14 protein-coding genes and 2 pseudogenes are annotated in these 16717 nt (G+C 41.8%); 12 read left to right on the top strand and 4 right to left on the bottom strand.

Translation table 11 applies throughout. From position 1 onward, the window contains the following. Positions 1 to 283: 283 nt before the first annotated feature. The 11 genes from SAGCYANO_RS21420 to SAGCYANO_RS21470 all read left to right on the top strand — a co-directional run bounded on the left by SAGCYANO_RS21420 (position 284) and on the right by SAGCYANO_RS21470 (position 11072). A complete protein-coding gene (locus SAGCYANO_RS21420) occupies positions 284 to 1009 on the top strand; it encodes a hypothetical protein (protein WP_202221914.1) in 726 nt (241 codons plus the stop codon). Between the two features lie 387 nt (positions 1010 to 1396). After that, positions 1397 to 2482: an AAA family ATPase gene (locus tag SAGCYANO_RS21425; protein ID WP_202221915.1), complete on the top strand. Its 1086-nt coding sequence runs from the start codon at positions 1397 to 1399 to the stop codon at positions 2480 to 2482. A gap of 62 nt (positions 2483 to 2544) precedes the next feature. Continuing rightward, positions 2545 to 3165 carry a Uma2 family endonuclease gene (locus SAGCYANO_RS21430; protein WP_202221916.1) on the top strand — a complete coding sequence of 207 codons (621 nt, stop codon included), beginning with the start codon at positions 2545 to 2547 and terminating at the stop codon, positions 3163 to 3165. A gap of 427 nt (positions 3166 to 3592) precedes the next feature. After that, entirely contained in the window at positions 3593 to 4909 is a 1317-nt protein-coding gene (locus SAGCYANO_RS21435) for a VWA-like domain-containing protein (RefSeq protein ID WP_202221917.1), read from the top strand. A gap of 581 nt (positions 4910 to 5490) precedes the next feature. Next, complete coding sequence (locus tag SAGCYANO_RS21440) at positions 5491 to 5892, top strand: hypothetical protein (RefSeq protein ID WP_202221918.1); 402 nt, start codon at positions 5491 to 5493, stop codon at positions 5890 to 5892. Positions 5893 to 6119: 227 nt separating this feature from the next. Then, positions 6120 to 6500, top strand: coding sequence for a hypothetical protein (locus tag SAGCYANO_RS21445; protein WP_202221919.1), 381 nt, complete (start codon positions 6120 to 6122; stop codon positions 6498 to 6500). Positions 6501 to 6680: 180 nt separating this feature from the next. After that, complete coding sequence (locus SAGCYANO_RS21450; protein WP_202221920.1) at positions 6681 to 7013, top strand: hypothetical protein; 333 nt, start codon at positions 6681 to 6683, stop codon at positions 7011 to 7013. 368 nt (positions 7014 to 7381) lie between these two features. Next, complete coding sequence (locus SAGCYANO_RS21455; RefSeq protein WP_202221921.1) at positions 7382 to 8002, top strand: Uma2 family endonuclease; 621 nt, start codon at positions 7382 to 7384, stop codon at positions 8000 to 8002. A gap of 551 nt (positions 8003 to 8553) precedes the next feature. After that, positions 8554 to 8688, top strand: a complete 135-nt coding sequence (locus SAGCYANO_RS45190; RefSeq protein ID WP_237396471.1) for a transposase family protein — start codon at positions 8554 to 8556, stop codon at positions 8686 to 8688. Further along, a complete protein-coding gene (locus SAGCYANO_RS45195; RefSeq protein WP_237396473.1) occupies positions 8681 to 8872 on the top strand; it encodes a transposase family protein in 192 nt (63 codons plus the stop codon). Before SAGCYANO_RS45190 ends, SAGCYANO_RS45195 begins: the two co-directional genes overlap by 8 nt. A gap of 1597 nt (positions 8873 to 10469) precedes the next feature. Further along, complete coding sequence (locus SAGCYANO_RS21470) at positions 10470 to 11072, top strand: hypothetical protein (RefSeq protein ID WP_202221922.1); 603 nt, start codon at positions 10470 to 10472, stop codon at positions 11070 to 11072. A 500-nt stretch (positions 11073 to 11572) separates the two neighbouring features. Here the strand turns inward: SAGCYANO_RS21470 and SAGCYANO_RS21475 are convergent, their stop codons facing one another. The 4 genes and pseudogenes from SAGCYANO_RS21475 to SAGCYANO_RS50560 form a co-directional block, all read right to left on the bottom strand. After that, complete coding sequence (locus SAGCYANO_RS21475; protein ID WP_202221923.1) at positions 11573 to 12790, bottom strand: glutathione S-transferase family protein; 1218 nt, start codon at positions 12788 to 12790, stop codon at positions 11573 to 11575. Beyond that, positions 12729 to 12896, bottom strand: coding sequence for a hypothetical protein (locus SAGCYANO_RS21480; protein ID WP_202221924.1), 168 nt, complete (start codon positions 12894 to 12896; stop codon positions 12729 to 12731). The genes SAGCYANO_RS21475 and SAGCYANO_RS21480 overlap by 62 nt, the downstream gene beginning before the upstream one ends. Then, positions 12883 to 13968: pseudogene (locus SAGCYANO_RS21485) on the bottom strand (RNA-guided endonuclease InsQ/TnpB family protein). Before SAGCYANO_RS21485 ends, SAGCYANO_RS21480 begins: the two are co-directional and overlap by 14 nt. Continuing rightward, positions 13935 to 14093 (bottom strand): annotated as a pseudogene (locus SAGCYANO_RS50560) (IS607 family transposase); the annotation flags it as partial. The pseudogenes SAGCYANO_RS50560 and SAGCYANO_RS21485, both read right to left, overlap by 34 nt. Before the next feature lie 249 nt (positions 14094 to 14342). On the opposite strand from SAGCYANO_RS50560, the gene SAGCYANO_RS21490 reads away from it, so the two are divergent. Beyond that, complete coding sequence (locus SAGCYANO_RS21490; RefSeq protein WP_202221925.1) at positions 14343 to 15530, top strand: hypothetical protein; 1188 nt, start codon at positions 14343 to 14345, stop codon at positions 15528 to 15530. Positions 15531 to 16717: the final 1187 nt, after the last annotated feature.

The following is a 16717-nucleotide window of genomic DNA, read 5'->3' on the forward strand; positions in this document are numbered from 1 at the left end:
TGATTTATAACTAATTATCCGAACATGATATTATACCAAATTTCAAAAAGGTAGTTACATCTTAATTTGTGATTTATTCCTACAATAAAAAAATATAAATGCTATAAAATATAAAAATTAAACCCTTTTTTCATCTTTTTCTTATGTTTTTATTTCCCTGTTCCCAGCTCCGGTGTTCCCTGTTCCCTGTGTCATGACTGTAGCAGTATTTTATGAAATTGGTATTAAACCCGCTGTGATTTCTGTTATCGTCAAATGTTAGCGAAAGAAGGTCGTTTATCTTATGTCCATCACATCACGAAGTTTGCAAAAGCTCCTCCGGGAGAATATATCGGGGGAAAAACCCCTTAATGTTGACCCCGAACAAGCCCGAGAACTGGCGGAAGAGTTGTTGGCCAGAGTTGAGTCTCTCGCTGGCGTTAAGCGGAATGATAACTGTCATCATTATAGTCGTTTCCAAGGGGGGGCAAATGGAGACAAGCCTCCCAGCAACACTCTCTGTTGTTCTATTCTGCTGGAAGAATCAAGCGATCGCTGGTATCGAGATCATACCCATTTACATTTGCTCAGGAGTCCGGAGCAACAGCTATGGGTAGAGTTGGGCAGAGAGCGATCGCCCGCCCCCGTTTCAGACATTGGTGAGGTGGTTGCTCTAGTCCAAGCATTTTTGCAGCGGGTTGATCGGCAAAAAGCACAGGCTGCCAAGCGCCAAAAACAGAAAGACTTGAAAGTGCAAGCTATCTTGGCTCAGGTGCGTAAAATTGCCAAGGAAGATGGATTTGACTTTGCCACCGAAGTCGATAGTATTAAGCTGAAGCTGATTATTCGTCTGTCTGACAACGATTACTTTGCTATTTTGATTCCCTTTAACCAGTTCAAGGAGGTGCTGCCCAAATTGCGCACTGCAATTCAGGCTCTCCGCGAAACTTACAACAGCGGTGTTCGCTTTAAAACCCATCTCAAGCGGGGTTATCGCCGTTCTGACTGGGTTCGTCATCAGGATTTGTAGTTATATCAATGAACAATTAATATCATGTTCGGTTGAATACTTATAAATAACTGTTGTGAGGAGTCAGGAGTCAACCCACCCTCGCCCCTCCTCCCTGGAGGAGGGGAAGTCAGGAGTCAACCCACCCCTCGCCCCTCCCAGGAGGGGAAGAAAGGAGAAAAAGAGGAAATATTGGGTAATAGTATTGATAATTTCAGTATTTCTTTGGTACAGTCGGTATTGTCAGTCCTTAAATTTTATTTATAACTGATTATCCGAACATGATATAACAATGTACAATGAAGAATTGGATGGCTAGCAAGCGATGAAGCTTGCATTTTTAAATCACCAAGTATTAGTTGTTAATTGTTAATTATTAATTATTAATTATTAATTATTAATTGTTAAATGATTCGTATTGATGCCCGCGAACTCTATCAAGTTCTGGAACTGACCCCACCGGAGCAAAATATCCTCCTGGTGGGCAAGCATGGTATTGGCAAATCAGAAATTATTAGCCATTTCTACCGTCAGCGTCAGAAACTGCCTGTAATCCCATTCTTTTTGGGTCAGATGAGCGATCCTGGGGATTTGATTGGCTTGTTGCATAAAGATGAGAAAACAGGTCGTTCCGTTTTTTTACCCCCCTACTGGTGGCCTGACCCCGATCGCCCGGTGGTACTTTTTCTGGACGAACTTAACCGGGCTCGCCCTGAAATTTTGCAGGCGGTTCAAGACCTGACGCTCAACAAAACCTTGGCTGGTAAACCCCTACCCCCTGGCAGTATTGTGATTGCTGCAGTGAATGCGGGGGAAGAATATCAACTGACCGAACTCGATCCGGCTCTGGTGTCACGGTTCAATCTCTACGAGTTTGTGCCGACGGTGGAAGATTGGCTGCTTTGGGCTTCCGGGCAGGATATCGATTCACGGGTGCTGACATTTATCCAACAGCATCCGGAGTATCTTGATGGTGACAACCCGGATGCGGATGTGGCGATCGCTACCGCAGGCTTAATCAAAACCCCCGATCGCCGCGCTTGGGTCAAAGTTGCGGATTTTGTTCGCAACCATACAAAACTGGAGGATATTCACTTCAAACTGATTGCCGGCATGGTGGGGAGTCGGGCTAGTATAGCCTTTCGTCAAAGCCTCGCTACCCAACGGGGTCTGGGGCCTGAGCAACTCCTGTTGCAATATTCTAAGTATTCCAAACAGCTCAAAGACTTGGATATTCAGGACTTTGCCAGTTTGAACGAACGGGTGTTACTCTGGCTCAATACCGGGCATTGCCCGGAAACAAAAGCAGATAATGCCCGCAAAAATCTGTTAAAATATCTCCAGTATCTCCGTAAGGCTAAACAACAGGAGGCGATCGCCCATTTTTCCTCCCTAGTTCAGGGTCCTAAATTTAGCGATGCCATGGGGTTTGTCGCTGAATCGATGGATTTGATTGACTTTTTATCGGAGTATTTGGAGGCGATCGAGGTATGAACCAAAATCCTTCTCTATATCCCCAAACCCTCTCTTGTCTTAATCTTTCGTACTGAATAACTATGATTGCAACTTTAACAACACCCGTATCATTCGATGAATTTGTTGACTGGTATCCGGAAAACTCGACCGATAAATATGAACTACACAATGGAGCAATTGTCAAAATACCTTTAGGAACTGGAGAACATTCTGCCATTATCGGTTTTTTAATCGGAAAACTGGGAATTCACATCAAGCGTTACGAATTACCTTTCGCAATTCCAGGCGATTGCTTGCTGAAACCGATCCATGACGAATCAGGTTACCAACCTGACATTATTGTCCTCAATAAAGCGCAACTGGCAGAGGAACCCCGTTGGCAGAAAGAATCAATTATTACCAAGGGAAATTCCGTGGGATTGGCGATAGAGGTTGTCAGTACAAACTGGCAAGATGATTATCTAAGGAAAGTCGGGGAATACGAACTGATGGGTATACCCGAATACTGGATTGTGGATTATCTGGGTTTAGGCGGTCGGCGGTTTATCGGCAATCCCAAACAACCGACTCTCTCTGTTTACCAACTGGTGGATGGGGAGTATCAGGTAACGCTGTTTACCGGAAACGACAGGATTGAGTCTTTGGCTTTCCCGGAATTGCAACTGAGCGCTGCAGATATTTTTGCAGCAAAAACTATATGAGAAAGGTGTTGATAACTATAACTAAATTTGCTAGTTATGAATTCGATCCCCCCAGCCCCCCTTAATAAGCTATCCCTTATAAGGAACTCCTGAAAACCTTGTGTGACCCACCCCTAACCCCTCCGGTGGAGGGGAAGGGGAGTAGGGAGCAGGGGAGAAGGGAGAAAGAATCAATATGGAATAGGAAAAACTACTTAAGTTATCAAAAAAATCTACTTTTTAATCCACTTTTTCTCTGGCAAAAATCTTTGAAAGGCTAGTACATAACTTGTCGATTGTGTCAAATTTTATGTTAAGAAAGATGTTTATTAAGCTATGCTTAATAAGGGGGGAGAATCCGGAAGTCCCCCTTATTAAGGGGGATTTAGGGGGATCAAAACTGCTATATTTATAACTAGCAACTCAAATTAACCATATTAAATGCGATATGAGAACGAAACCGATCGCCCGTCACCGCATTGCTCGGATTGTGGAAAAGTGGCTGCTCATTGAGCCACTGTTGCTAGCCACCTGGACGAGTCATGCTTTAGTTTCTGAGCCACGCATTCAAACGATTCGCGTTCAACGGGGCCGAATTGAGTACAATCCAGATTTTATTGAGCAGTTGAGCGATCGCCACCTGGAAGCTACCCTGCGCTTTGAAGCACTACGGATTCTTCTGAAACACCCCTACAGTCGTCGCCAAGCTCACTCCGCGATTAGCTATGCTGCCAGCAATTTAACGCTCCAGGAATATTTGCAAACTGAGCTGCCGTTTCCTCGGGCGCGGGATGTCTTTGGAAATCGCAGCTACGATCAACAATTCTTCGAGTTTTACTACCACAAGCTGCTTGACCAACAGCCCCCCAGTCCGGAGGAAGCAGTCTCTGGAGAATCGGGAGCAGGAAAGGGGGGAACTGATGCCGCACCTGGATCTGGATCATCTGGTTCTGCTCAATCTGAATCATTTGAACCAGAATTGGCAGAGGATTCTGAGCCGACTTCAGAATCCAACGATAGCCCTCCGGATCTCCTCTCAGTCTATACCGATCCAAACCTTAGCGGTGTTGAAAATACTAACCAGTGGGATCGAGATGAATTGTTGAGCGATCGCCTGGATGATCTGGTGAGAATGGCTCAAGTGAATGACAGTTGGGGCAGCATTGGGGGCAAGTTGCGGGAACAGATTTTGGCGAATCTGCACCCCAAGCTGGACTATCGGGCGGTTTTGCGCAAGTTTCGCACCTCTATCCTCAGCCAACAGCGGCGACTAACCCGGATGAAACCAAATCGTCGCTATGGGTTTGCTTATATGGGCAGTCGTCGTGACTTTACTACCCGTTTGCTGTTTGCCATTGATGTTAGTGGCTCGATGGGGACGGAGGAGCTACGGCAGGGGTTTTCGGTGGTGAATCGCTTTTTTAATTATGGCGTGGAGGCGATCGATGTGATTCAATTTGATGCTGAGATTACAACTGATGTGATGACGTTCCGTCGCGCCCAGCGGGAGATTCAGTTAACGGGACGAGGTGGGACGAATTTTAGCCCGGTTTTGGCGTATCTGGAGGAACACCGGGATTATGATGGTCTGATTATTTACACTGATGGTTATGCTCCTTGCCCTGCACCGCCGCAGAATCGGCGGACTCGTATTATGTGGTTGTTTGTGAGTGAGGCGCATTACCGGAGTTGTTATCCCAAGTTACAGCATTTGGGGCAAGGGGCTTATCTTAAAACTAATGTGGCGACTCCTGCGCCAGTGTAAGTTAAGATTGCTCGAAGCAACAATTGAATAATGAAGCGATCGCTTAGAATTTAGATTGAGCTGTTTTCACCTTGCTGGCCCACTACGCCTAGAAAAAGGAATTTAAGTCAAAAAAAAAAATAAGTCAAAGAAGTCAGAAATTCTTCTGGGAAATCGTCTTATTTACACAAGCAGTTTACAGGCAAGCTACTCAATCAGCAGATTGTCCAGTATTTGCACAATCACACGGCCAAATTTGGTGTTATACCACAAGTGCTAGACCATAAGCTGCTCAAAGGAGTTATCCTGGACACGCTGTCTCAACGTCTAATCAAATTAGAACAAAAAAATAAGTCAAACAAGTCAGAAATTCTTGTTGGAAATCGTCTTATTTAGACAAGCAGTTTACAGGGGAGCTACTCAATAAGCAGATGATCCAGTATTTGCACAATCACACCCCAAAATTCGGTGTAGGACTACAAGTGCTAGATAATATGCTGCTCAAAGGAGTTATCCTGGACATGCTGTCTCAACGTCTAGTCAAAACTAATTCAACCCTATCTTAGGAAACCCAAAAATATGCTTTTACGTTTTTTTCGGCTTTGTTAGCGTCTGTTATCGCTTTTTCCTGTCTTTTCCCCTCTGTTGCGGCAGCAGATACCAACTGGGAGTTCATCGGTCAGATACGAGACTATAAGAAAGATAACAATATCGATATCAATAAATCTGTGGCTGATAAATTGAACTATGCTGGAGTTGGTGTCGGAGCATCTGTAGAGCTAAGTAGCTCACTAAAAGATCTTATTATTTTTGGAAACAGCAGTAGCATAACTAAGCCTGGTTATACTTGGAAATACTTAAATACGCTCCAACCTAGCAAATTTTCTAATCCTGTAGATATATATAAAAGGATAGCAATAATAGCAAACGAGCAAGGTGCTGCGAGCGCAACAGTAACAATAGACTCAGATGCCAACTGGATTATCTGGGGCTACACTAATTGACTTCTCCAAAAATAAGTATTTGGGAAGGGTAGCGTAAGGGTATCAGAACCTTTTCTGGAGAGGTATAATCAATAAGCAGATTGTCCGATATTTGCACAATCACACGCATAAATTCGGTGTAGGACTACAAGTGCTAGATAATATGCTGCTCAAAGGAGTTATCCTGAACATGCTTTCTAAACGTCTAATCAAAACTAATTCAACCCTATCTTAGGAGACCAAAAAATATGTTTTTACGTTTTTTTTCGGCTTTGTTAGCGTCTGTTATCGCTTTTTCCTGTCTTTTCCCCTCTGTTGCAATGGCAGCGGATACTAACTGGGTGTTAATCGGTAATTTCTACGGAAATGACCTTGTGGCTGAGGCATTGAACCAAGCTAAAGTTGGTGTCGGAGCATCTGTAGGTCTGAATATCGAAGGGACTCAGTTCACTGTTTTAGGGGACAACAAGAGCGTAGTCTTTCCAGGCTATAAGTGGAAGTCTATCGGTACCGGTGATACCTCAGAAAGTGACTTAGCGAATGTGGCAAATGATGCTGGTGCTGTGAGCACCGCAGAAACAGTAAACGCCAATGGCGACTGGGTTATCTGGGGCTACGTTCCGGATTAATTAGTTGGCAGACGGTCTACGCGAATGTTTGGTGCTAGAGGTAGCACTAGACATTCATCCGTTGTATGTCTTTTTTGGCTTTTCAAGAGTGTGAGCAGTGATCGTGTAGTGGATTGTTTCAGCTAAAATGTACATGCGGTCTAATACATAGTGTGTAAACAAGAGTTAAGGAGAAATGACATGGCTTACAATTTTCGTCAGGCAGAAAATGCAATGATAATTAAAGAGATGGAATATGGAACAGGTGAAAGAATTCAATTTTCACCATTTTCATCTTGTCTAGGTGTGGTTGGGCGTACTGGAACTAATGTAACGGGTATACATTTAGTGGAGTATGATCGCGAGGGAGTACGTTTTAATGAGGAAATGGCAACTGCAGTCAAAACTAAACTGAACGGTTGTGCAGAATGGATATTCATGGGTTTTGTAGATGATTGGTTAAGAATTTTTCCAAATGAGATGAAGATCATTGAATCAATCCCAAATCAAAAAAAACTCAGTAAAAGGAGCTGATGGTGTGTATGGAGCAAAAGCAGAATTTAGTGAATTTGCCTATTTAAAAGCACCAAAGTACATAAAGGTTACCTGAGTACGATCACTGATAACTTAGGGTGCGTTAGCAGAGATTATCTATTAATAAATAGATAATCTCTGTTCCTGCGTAGAGCGCCAAAACCCTTTGCGGAACCAATCAAGTGACAGCAGTAAGGTGTGTTAACAAAGCGCAAACGTACCACAGGATTAACTCAACTCATCCTTGAACGTTTCCCTGTCTAGCCCTATGCTAAACCGAATAGCTTGGCGATCGTTATCCACACGAAATTACTTTTTGATGAAAATCTATCGCCTAAAATATAAACATATTGTTTGGGTAATATGCCATGAAGCAAGATACTGCCAGAGTTGTCCCCCACTTAACACCACAGGAATATTTGGAATGGGAAGTCCAACAACCACTACGCTACGAATATTTTAATGGGGAAGCTTTTGCGATGGCAGGGGGAACTTTGCCCCATGCAGACATTGCCCTAAATTTGGCAAGCCTGTTACGAGAACCGTTACGGGGGCGCTGCAAGGTGCGTAACTCTGATGCCAAGGTGGGCATTACTGACGAGGGACCGTTTACCTATCCAGACCTTAGTATTAGCTGCGATGAGCGCGATCGTACCGCCCGACAATTTATCCGCTATCCCTGTGTCATTATTGAGGTGCTTTCTCCCAGTACGGAGGCTTACGATTCTCCTTCGGAGACGCTACGCGATCGCGGTGGTAAGTTTGCCCTGTACCGTCGTCTCTCAACCCTACAAGAATATGTTTTAGTGAGTTCTGAAACCAAAACGGTTGAGATTTTTCGGCGGGATGCTGTTGGAGAGTGGCGATTCATTCCTTACAGTGAAGGTGATACGATTGAGTTGATGAGTTTGGGAATTACCTTATCGCTAAATGCTATTTATGAAGATGTTGTTTTAGAGTGGGAGGATGAAGGGGGTGAAAAAAGGTAGCAATGCTTATCAGCATAAATATATTGGGGGGTGAAGGTAGTGTGATGACACTACAGCGTTTCAGTATTCAAAGGTAAGAGTCTATATTAGACATCTCCAAAATAGAAAATAAGGTAAAATTATCAAAACCATTTATGTATACAGTCTCCCAAATGAATCCAACTTTAGAATATATTTATAATCATCCACTCATAAACAAAAAGAATTATTGGTATTACTTATGAACAGCTAATAAAATTAATAGAAAATGCCCAAAGAATAGAATCAGAAAAAAAGGAGGCGATGTAGCTGCCGCACTTGCTCCGCCAACGCCAAAACAGAAAAAAGATTAATTAAAGCAGGTGGAGGAAGAAAAAAGAATTTAACAAAGGAAGAAGAAATAATTTTAACGTGATTTTATTTACATCAAGTACCAACTTGTCAAACATTAGGAATTAACTTTGGTATAAGTGAATCAAGTGCTAATAATATTTTTCGCGCTCTGGATAGATATTCTCAGAGAATTACTGCCAGCAAGTTTATTAGAACAAGTAAAAAAAAAGTTTTAGGTATTGGAATGGGTAAAGGAGATATTAACAGAATTAGAATTAATTGTAGATAGTACAGAACAAGGTAGAGAAAGACCAAGTGAATATAAAAACCAAGAAAAATATTACTCAGGAAACAAGAAAAATCATAATGAGTAAAAATCAAATAATAACGACACCAAAAGGAACAGAAATAGTGGATGTAATAGTAGGAGAAAAAGGTCCAGTAAGTGATGTAAAAATATTAAGAAAACAACAGGATAAATTTGATAAAAAACAAAAATTCCAATATCCAATAGAACATCAATCTCAACAGAGCGATCGCCAATTAGTAGAGCAATAACTATTGTCCAATAGAACATCAATCTCAACAGAGCGATCGCCAATTAGTAGAGCAATAACTATTGTCCAATAGAACATCAATCTCAACAGAGCGATCGTCAATTAGCAGAGCAATAACTATTGTCCAATAGAACATCAATCTCAACAGAGCGATCATCAATTACCAGAGCAATAACTATTGTCCAATAGAACATCAATCTCAACAGAGCGATCATCAATTAGCAGAGCAATAACTATTGTCCAATAGAACATCAATCTCAACAGAGCGATCGCCAATTAGTAGAGCAATAACTATTGTCCAATAGAACATCAATCTCAACAGAGCGATCATCAATTACCAGAGCAATAACTATTGTCCAATAGAACATCAATCTCAACAGAGCGATCGCCAATTACCAGAGCAATAACTATTGTCCAATAGAACATCAATCTCAACAGAGCGATCATCAATTACCAGAGCAATAACTATTGTCCAATAGAACATCAATCTCAACAGAGCGATCGCCAATTACCAGAGCAATAACTATTGTCCAATAGAACATCAATCTCAACAGAGCGATCGCCAATTACCAGAGCAATAACTATTGTCCAATAGAACATCAATCTCAACAGAGCGATCATCAATTACCAGAGCAATAACTATTGTCCAATAGAACATCAATCTCAACAGAGCGATCATCAATTACCAGAGCAATAACTATTGTCCAATAGAACATCAATCTCAACAGAGCGATCATCAATTAGCAGAGCAATAACTATTGTCCAATAGAACATCAATCTCAACAGAGCGATCATCAATTAGTAGAGCAATAACTATTGTCCAATAGAACATCAATCTCAACAGAGCGATCATCAATTACCAGAGCAATAACTATTGTCCAATAGAACATCAATCTCAACAGAGCGATCATCAATTAGTAGAGCAATAACTATTGTCCAATAGAACATCAATCTCAACAGAGCGATCATCAATTACCAGAGCAATAACTATTGTCCAATAGAACATCAATCTCAACAGAGCGATCATCAATTACCAGAGCAATAACTATTGTCCAATAGAACATCAATCTCAACAGAGCGATCATCAATTACCAGAGCAATAACTATTGTCCAATAGAACATCAATCTCAACAGAGCGATCATCAATTACCAGAGCAATAACTATTGTCCAATAGAACATCAATCTCAACAGAGCGATCATCAATTACCAGAGCAATAACTATTGTCCAATAGATCGATAGAACATCAATCTAAATAGAGCGATATAACTGCGGAATGGATGTTAAGAACGCTACTTTCATGCAACAAAGCCATTAGGGAGTCGTAAGGGCGTTAACGATAGTTATGCGAAGCAAATGGCATTTGCGCTCCGCAAAGCTGCACTTTATATGTTGCGCAGCAAAACGCCTGTATAGGAGTTAGAGCGGAGAAGAGGAATAAAAATAGGGTATTACAAGGAAAAATTTTTTTATCCCTAATTAAGCGGACATGATATTATGCAAATTATGAAATAATACGCTATCTGTAGAGGGCAAATGCCATTTGCCCCTACCAAATATGGTGGTTCTGCGTAAGTCCTGATAAAATAGGGGTTATTCATGGCTTTTAGTGATTATAAAACTATTGCTCAAGTTCAAGAAGAGTATAAGATCAAGTATTTGGAAGCAGACTTTATTGAAATTACCGATTTAAAACCTTCCGATCTGTTTGTTAAGGAATTGAAATTCAGCGAACAGAACATGGATATATACACATCTGAATACTCAAGATGCGAAAATATTATTTATCCAATTTTAAGGGAAGTTTATAAAACTTTTGTTGATAAATATACTCTTTGGAGCCACAAGTCCATAACATACGATGCTAAACTAAATGGAGCACCTGATTACTTGTTCTCAACAAAATCAGAATTAGGTAAAACCGTTTTGGGTTTTCCGATCGTCGTTGTTGTTGAAGCAAAAAAGAATGATTTTAGTGAGGGATGGGGGCAATGTCTAGCTGAGTTGATTGCCGTGCAAAAATTAAATAAAGCCGAGGAACTTCCCGTGTATGGGATAGTAACGGATGGAGAATTATGGCAATTTGGAAAATTAGTATCCGATGAATTCACAAAAAGCAAGTTGAGAATTACTATTAGCGATTTAGATAAAATTTTTGGAACAATAAGTTTTCTATTGTCAAGCAAAAGGGAAGCAGATTGAAATTAAACTCGGTTTTTTCTTGCCTTCAATACCAAGGTTTCATAGCCGTTATTTACCGAAAAATTGGGTTTAAAGCCTCGCCCTTGTAGGGCGACTTTTTATTTTATTTGCAAGTGAATTGAATATATGCTACACTATTATTAGTTGCCGAGGGGCACTCGGAAACTCTAAACGGACGTGGAGGGAAGCGTCAGACTACCGCCAAGGAAGCAGCACCCTGTGTTAGCGACAGCTATGCGAAGCAAAGCGTCAACCCGCCGAAGAGCTACGGCTCAGTAGGAATCCCCGTGCCTTTAGGCCGGGGAGGATGTCAACCCCCATGTCCTTTATTGAAACAGGACTTACGCAAAATATTAGACCAGACACTATCTGTAGGGGCGAACGGCCGTTCGCCCCTACCACAACTGGTGTTTGCGTAAGTCGTGTTGAAAATCAAATAGGGAGTCTCTCTCATCCCCTCTACAATCCAAGATTTGAAGAGGGGAAATCCCACTCCATTGTTAAATTTGGGCGAAATCAGCGGGATTTTGGTCGCGCCGATCGCGCACCGGAATGGGTATTCCTTGGCGATCGCCAGATAGAGCTGCCGTGGTTTCTAATGCTTCTCTCAGTCGTTTGGCGGCATAGATGGACATATCTCTCGGTACACTAATACGATCGCGCAGGTAGCGCAGGGCTGGATCGGAAGCTGATGGTGGCGGACAGAGTTCTCCTGTCATCATGTAAGTCAGAGCGCAACGCAAGGCTTCATCAAAAAGGCGATCGTCCGCTGGATTAACGCGAATGATATTATGACGATGCTTGATCGTCCGGTGCAGAGCTTCTGTTCGAGACGTTTCTGGTTCTGGATACATAACATCTGGTAATCCGAACCAAGGACCGCAATCAACTCGTTTTTGATTAATCTCAGTTTGAGATTCTTGGTTAGCATAGCATCCGCCCATTTGCGGTGGTAAATCGTGGGCATGGGTATGAAAATCGCTTTGTGTCCCTCGATAGGTGGATCGGGTTTCCATAGCATCAAACCAATCAGAGAACTTTGGGTTTTCTTCCCGCAATGAATAGCCTTTGTAATAGTAGAGGCTGGCATTCATCCGCTCGACATAGGGAGTAAAAACCACATCAACTATACCAAATTCTTCCAGAAAATAAGGTCCTGGAGTACTGGCTAGAGCCGCTTCAACTTGAGCCACTATGGTGGTAAATTGATCTCGACTGCGTTGTTCCTCCCTTTGCGATCGCGTGGGGTAGCACAACCAAGTACACCAGCCACGAAACAGTAGGCGTTCTAGCTGGCGCAGAGGCAGCGCTTGGCTATCGCCCATTCCTATCTGATTTAATGGGCCAAATGCGTTTTCTAATGCTAATAAGATATCATCACTTTCTGTAATTAACTGACCGTCAAGTTCTAGTGCAGGAAGCATTCCTGATCGCACCTTTTGCTTATACCACTTTTCTTTCGTTCCATAACAGAACATAGTGACTTTCTCTATACGGTACGGAATCTGCTTTTCCTCTAACCACAGCCACACTTTTTGGCAATAAGGACACCAAGCATGATGATCGCGATAAAGAGTAACTCGCACATCTGATTCAGCTTGTCCAAACAGCCGCAATCTTGCTTGGGAATTAGTTGGTCCGTTCACCGTATCTCGCTCAAATGTGGCGAGTTGTTGTAGTTCTTCCCAACTCAAAGGCAAAGATTTGGTCGATATCATAAGTTACTGCTCCATAAAACTGATACAAAGTGTCACATAACGCAACAACTTGATGTTTACTTCCTGCTTCTACTGAGGCCGTCGGCGGTTTCTCATCCACAGGCATTAACGGTCAAGCCGACCGCATGTCTCAAATTTATACTAGCATTTAAATCTCTATCTATTGACAAGCCACACTCTGGGCAATCATAAGTCCTCAAATGCAATGGCATATCTTGAACATGACCACAATTCGAGCAAGTTTTTGAGGACGGGAAAAACCTATCAGCTACTACTAACTCAGAACCGTACCACTGAGTTTTATATTCTAACTGCCTACGAAATTCATAAAACCACTATCTGCTAACTGATTTAGCTAGCTTATGATTAGCCATCATTCCAGAGACATTAAGGTCTTCAATAACAACATGGCCGTGGTTCTTGGCTAAATGTGTTGTCAATTTATGAAGTGCATCTTTGCGGATGTTAGCTACTCGTCTGTGCTGTCTAGCTAGCTTGATTACAGCGTTGTGCCAGTTATTTGAATGTTTTACTTTCCTGCTCAGTTCGCGTTGCAATTTTGCTAGTTTATCTTGAGCTGTACGGTAAGGTTTAATGCTTGGGAAAGCTTGACCAGTACTTAGTGTTGCTAGCGTTTTTACCCCTAAATCAACACCTACAACATCAGTAATTTTTGGTGTGGGAGTTGCACTAAATTCATAGCTCAAACTTAAGTACCAATTGCCCGCTTGTCTACTAATGGTTATTTTTTGAGTAGTCGCCTCAATTGGCTCATAAGTCTTAACCCAACCAATAAAAGGTAATTTATGACTCCATCCGTTTAATTCCACTGGCTTTCCACAATTATCAATTGTGAAAGAATCTGATCTGCCTTTCTTCTTAAACCGTGGACGTTTACCCAACCCTTGAAAAAACCTTTTAAATGCTTCACCCAAGTTTCGGAAAGCATATTGGTAAACTTTAGATGACAGGTTTTTCATCCAGGGATAAAGAGGTTTTGTGTGATTGGTAAAAACCTCTCTCAGTTTACGCGCGTTGGGCTTATAACCATCCTTGTAAGCAGCATTCCATAAACTTAAACCCCAGTTATAAACCCACCTTGAATAACCTGCGTGTTGGGCTAAGAACGTTTTTTGCTTATTATTTAGTTTAAGTTTGGTTTTGATTGACTTGTACATACTTCATGGTCGCTTTCTATTTGAGTTTTATATTTTCTCAAGCCATATAGCCGACTTGAAAAACAATAGAGTATTGCCAAAATATCCTCAAGCATTTCTGCTTCTGGAGATAAATCATCGAGTATAGCTTGGCTCTAGAATTTCCTAATAATAGCATAAACCGGAAAGTGACAAAAGAGAGATAGAAGTTATTCATAGCTTTTAGTGATTATAAAACTATTGCTCAAGTTCAACAAGAGTATAATATCAAGTATTTGGAAGAATACTTTATTGAAATTACCGATCTAAAACCTTCTGATTTTTTTGTTAAGAATTAAGGCTGCACTAGGAAAGATTGTAAAATATAAGTCCTAATAAAATCAGAGGCGCTATAAATGTCTAAATCTAGTCAAGTTTTAATTAATGCTTTTCTCACTGAGCGTAATACACCAAATCCTCTCGGTGACCGTAGTCCTACCTGGGGTCGTCATGTAGACGAGCTTTCTCTGGTCGATCCTGGAGAAATTGCAGAAAGTGTTGTAGTTATTGAACCCTGGGAGCATGTTGGCGAACGACCCAAGGATAAGGTTGGGGTCATTGCATCAGAGAACGTGGCCTATATTGTCGATCAAATCCTGGGTTTACCCACCCTTATTGTGCCCGCTTGGAAGCATGGTATTTCTGACCTAAAGCGCTTTGCTGCCCTGGCAAGCGTAGCCAAACTTATAGTATTGGAAGGAGGCGAACCCGATGTTCATGTAAAAGATACTTTTTCGCCAGCATTTCCTCGTTCAGATGCTACGCAACTGATTGTTGAATTCCTCTTAAAACAGGTACCTTTCATTGGCATTTGTCTCTCTCATCAGCTTACGGCGCAGGCTCATGTAGAATTAATCCGTGAATCTGTGGATCGTCTAGAAAAATCACAACAACCAGCGTTTGTTGCTGTCAGTCGTCGCATTGCCGAGATGGCAAATCGCCTAAAGGTCGAAAAGAGTTATGGTACTGTTGCCCAATCTTGGAACGATGAATCGTTTGCCGTTGCTAAGAATGAAGAAATTAGTCATTCTAATACACGGTTATACCCCTACCGGGATATCGATATTCCTCATGTTCCAACTGAAATCACAGAGACATATCGTGTAGTAGCAAAACGTTTTGATGCCATCATTGATGTAGCACTCCAGTACGAGAACGATTTGCACATTCAGGCATTTCATGGCAATGAAGTATCAGAAGAATCAATGCGGTTCGTATGTTGGGCTTATCAGCAAATTCACCATGCGATAACTGCTTACAGCCTTGAAGCGGCCTCAATACTCGACCTACAAAGCCTAATGTCTGCACCCATTGGTGTCGAAATTTTAGCTTCAACACATACTCAGAGTGGCGATCCGCTATGTGAGGTGGCAGCAACCGGTATTTATTGGGATAACGGCCGGAAAGCACTAACTACCCAGTTTCACCCAGAACTTGATGAATCTTTAATAACAGCATCTGAAGGTTGGGCACTTTCCTGGGAAGATATGAAAAATTCTGATGGAATTCGTTTGTTAGCACGTATCCTTCAGTCAGTTCTCTAAAAATGAGTGACAAACCGCTTCCCTCTGACCACTTATATCAAATCCGGTTGAATACTTATTATATGAGATGGGGAGATGGGGAGATGGGGGGATGAGGAGATTTAAGGCGAGAAAGTGTGGATAGAGTTATAAACATATACTGTATAACCGGATTGTATATTATCCTAAACACAATAATTTTCTTCAAGTGCGATAGTCCGATTTTGTAGTAATGAGCGATCGCCGAACGTTTAGGGTGAGCTAGCAGGAGAGCAATCTATCAATAAATGGATGCTCTCCGTCGCCATTCCCTTGAGAAGTTAAAAGTTAAAAGTCAAAAGTCAAAAGTAAGATTTGAGAGGTTTCAAACCTCAACCGAGCTGATAACTGATATAGAATCCGGTTATATAGTATATGTTGATAATTCTATAATTACTTCAAGCCTTTAATCTCCCCCACTCCCCCACTCCCCTACTGCAAACTATACAATAACTATTCAACCGGATTCTATATGAGTCAGGTACAATTTTCATAGCTCCCCTGTAATTATTGACAACTGATAACTGATAACTGATAACTGATAACTGATAACTGAAATGACCTTTGCTCTTCTTGTTCAGTTCTAACTTCTGCAACCAGAACGCCGGAATAGATGCCATGACTTTGTTAGATTTCTGCTCGGAGGGAATTTAAACATTCTAAAGCTTTTTGAAATTGGCGCTCGCCTTCACCAGAGATTCTATCGCTTCTTTCTGGAAAAAACTTATCATGAGCGCTTAAACAGTAAATCTTTCTATTTTCCCTACTCCCCCCACTCCCCTACTCAAAAAAATATGGGGTGTTGGTAATTTGAGGTATGATATCATTTCCTGATAAGAGCGCGATAGAAGTCCATGACCTTTAGGCGACCAAAAAACTTTATCCTTCTACTCCCGTTTCAACTTCATTCTCCCCTCCTGGGAGGGGTTGGGGGTGGGTTTACTCCTGACTCCTGAGTTCCCCTCCCCTCCTGGGAGGGGTTAGGGGTGGGTTGGGAGGGGTTAGGGGTGGGTTGGGAAGGGTTAGGGGTGGGTTTACTCCTAAGTAATTAAGATTAATATCATACACGCGCTTTACCAACGCTAAATATGGTCTTATATCATGTCCGGATAATTAGTGATACAAAAACTTTCTCCTTCTTCTCCTGTTCTTGTTCTTCCTTCTTCCTT

Source organism: Okeania sp. KiyG1 (genome assembly GCF_014132355.1).
Taxonomy (GTDB): Bacteria; Cyanobacteriota; Cyanobacteriia; order Cyanobacteriales; family Microcoleaceae; genus Okeania.

Excerpts from the sequence above, each read along its gene's own strand:
- SAGCYANO_RS21420 (WP_202221914.1), top strand. The coding sequence starts at position 284 with ATGTCCATCACATCACGAAGTTTGCAAAAGCTCCTCCGGGAGAATATA.
- SAGCYANO_RS21425 (WP_202221915.1), top strand. The coding sequence starts at position 1,397 with ATGATTCGTATTGATGCCCGCGAACTCTATCAAGTTCTGGAACTGACC.
- SAGCYANO_RS21430 (WP_202221916.1), top strand. The coding sequence starts at position 2,545 with ATGATTGCAACTTTAACAACACCCGTATCATTCGATGAATTTGTTGAC.
- SAGCYANO_RS21435 (WP_202221917.1), top strand. The coding sequence starts at position 3,593 with ATGAGAACGAAACCGATCGCCCGTCACCGCATTGCTCGGATTGTGGAA.
- SAGCYANO_RS21445 (WP_202221919.1), top strand. The coding sequence starts at position 6,120 with ATGTTTTTACGTTTTTTTTCGGCTTTGTTAGCGTCTGTTATCGCTTTT.
- SAGCYANO_RS21450 (WP_202221920.1), top strand. The coding sequence starts at position 6,681 with ATGGCTTACAATTTTCGTCAGGCAGAAAATGCAATGATAATTAAAGAG.
- SAGCYANO_RS21455 (WP_202221921.1), top strand. The coding sequence starts at position 7,382 with ATGAAGCAAGATACTGCCAGAGTTGTCCCCCACTTAACACCACAGGAA.
- SAGCYANO_RS45195 (WP_237396473.1), top strand. The coding sequence starts at position 8,681 with ATGAGTAAAAATCAAATAATAACGACACCAAAAGGAACAGAAATAGTG.
- SAGCYANO_RS21470 (WP_202221922.1), top strand. The coding sequence starts at position 10,470 with ATGGCTTTTAGTGATTATAAAACTATTGCTCAAGTTCAAGAAGAGTAT.
- SAGCYANO_RS21475 (WP_202221923.1), bottom strand. The coding sequence starts at position 12,790 with ATGATATCGACCAAATCTTTGCCTTTGAGTTGGGAAGAACTACAACAA.
- SAGCYANO_RS21480 (WP_202221924.1), bottom strand. The coding sequence starts at position 12,896 with ATGCCTGTGGATGAGAAACCGCCGACGGCCTCAGTAGAAGCAGGAAGT.
- SAGCYANO_RS21490 (WP_202221925.1), top strand. The coding sequence starts at position 14,343 with ATGTCTAAATCTAGTCAAGTTTTAATTAATGCTTTTCTCACTGAGCGT.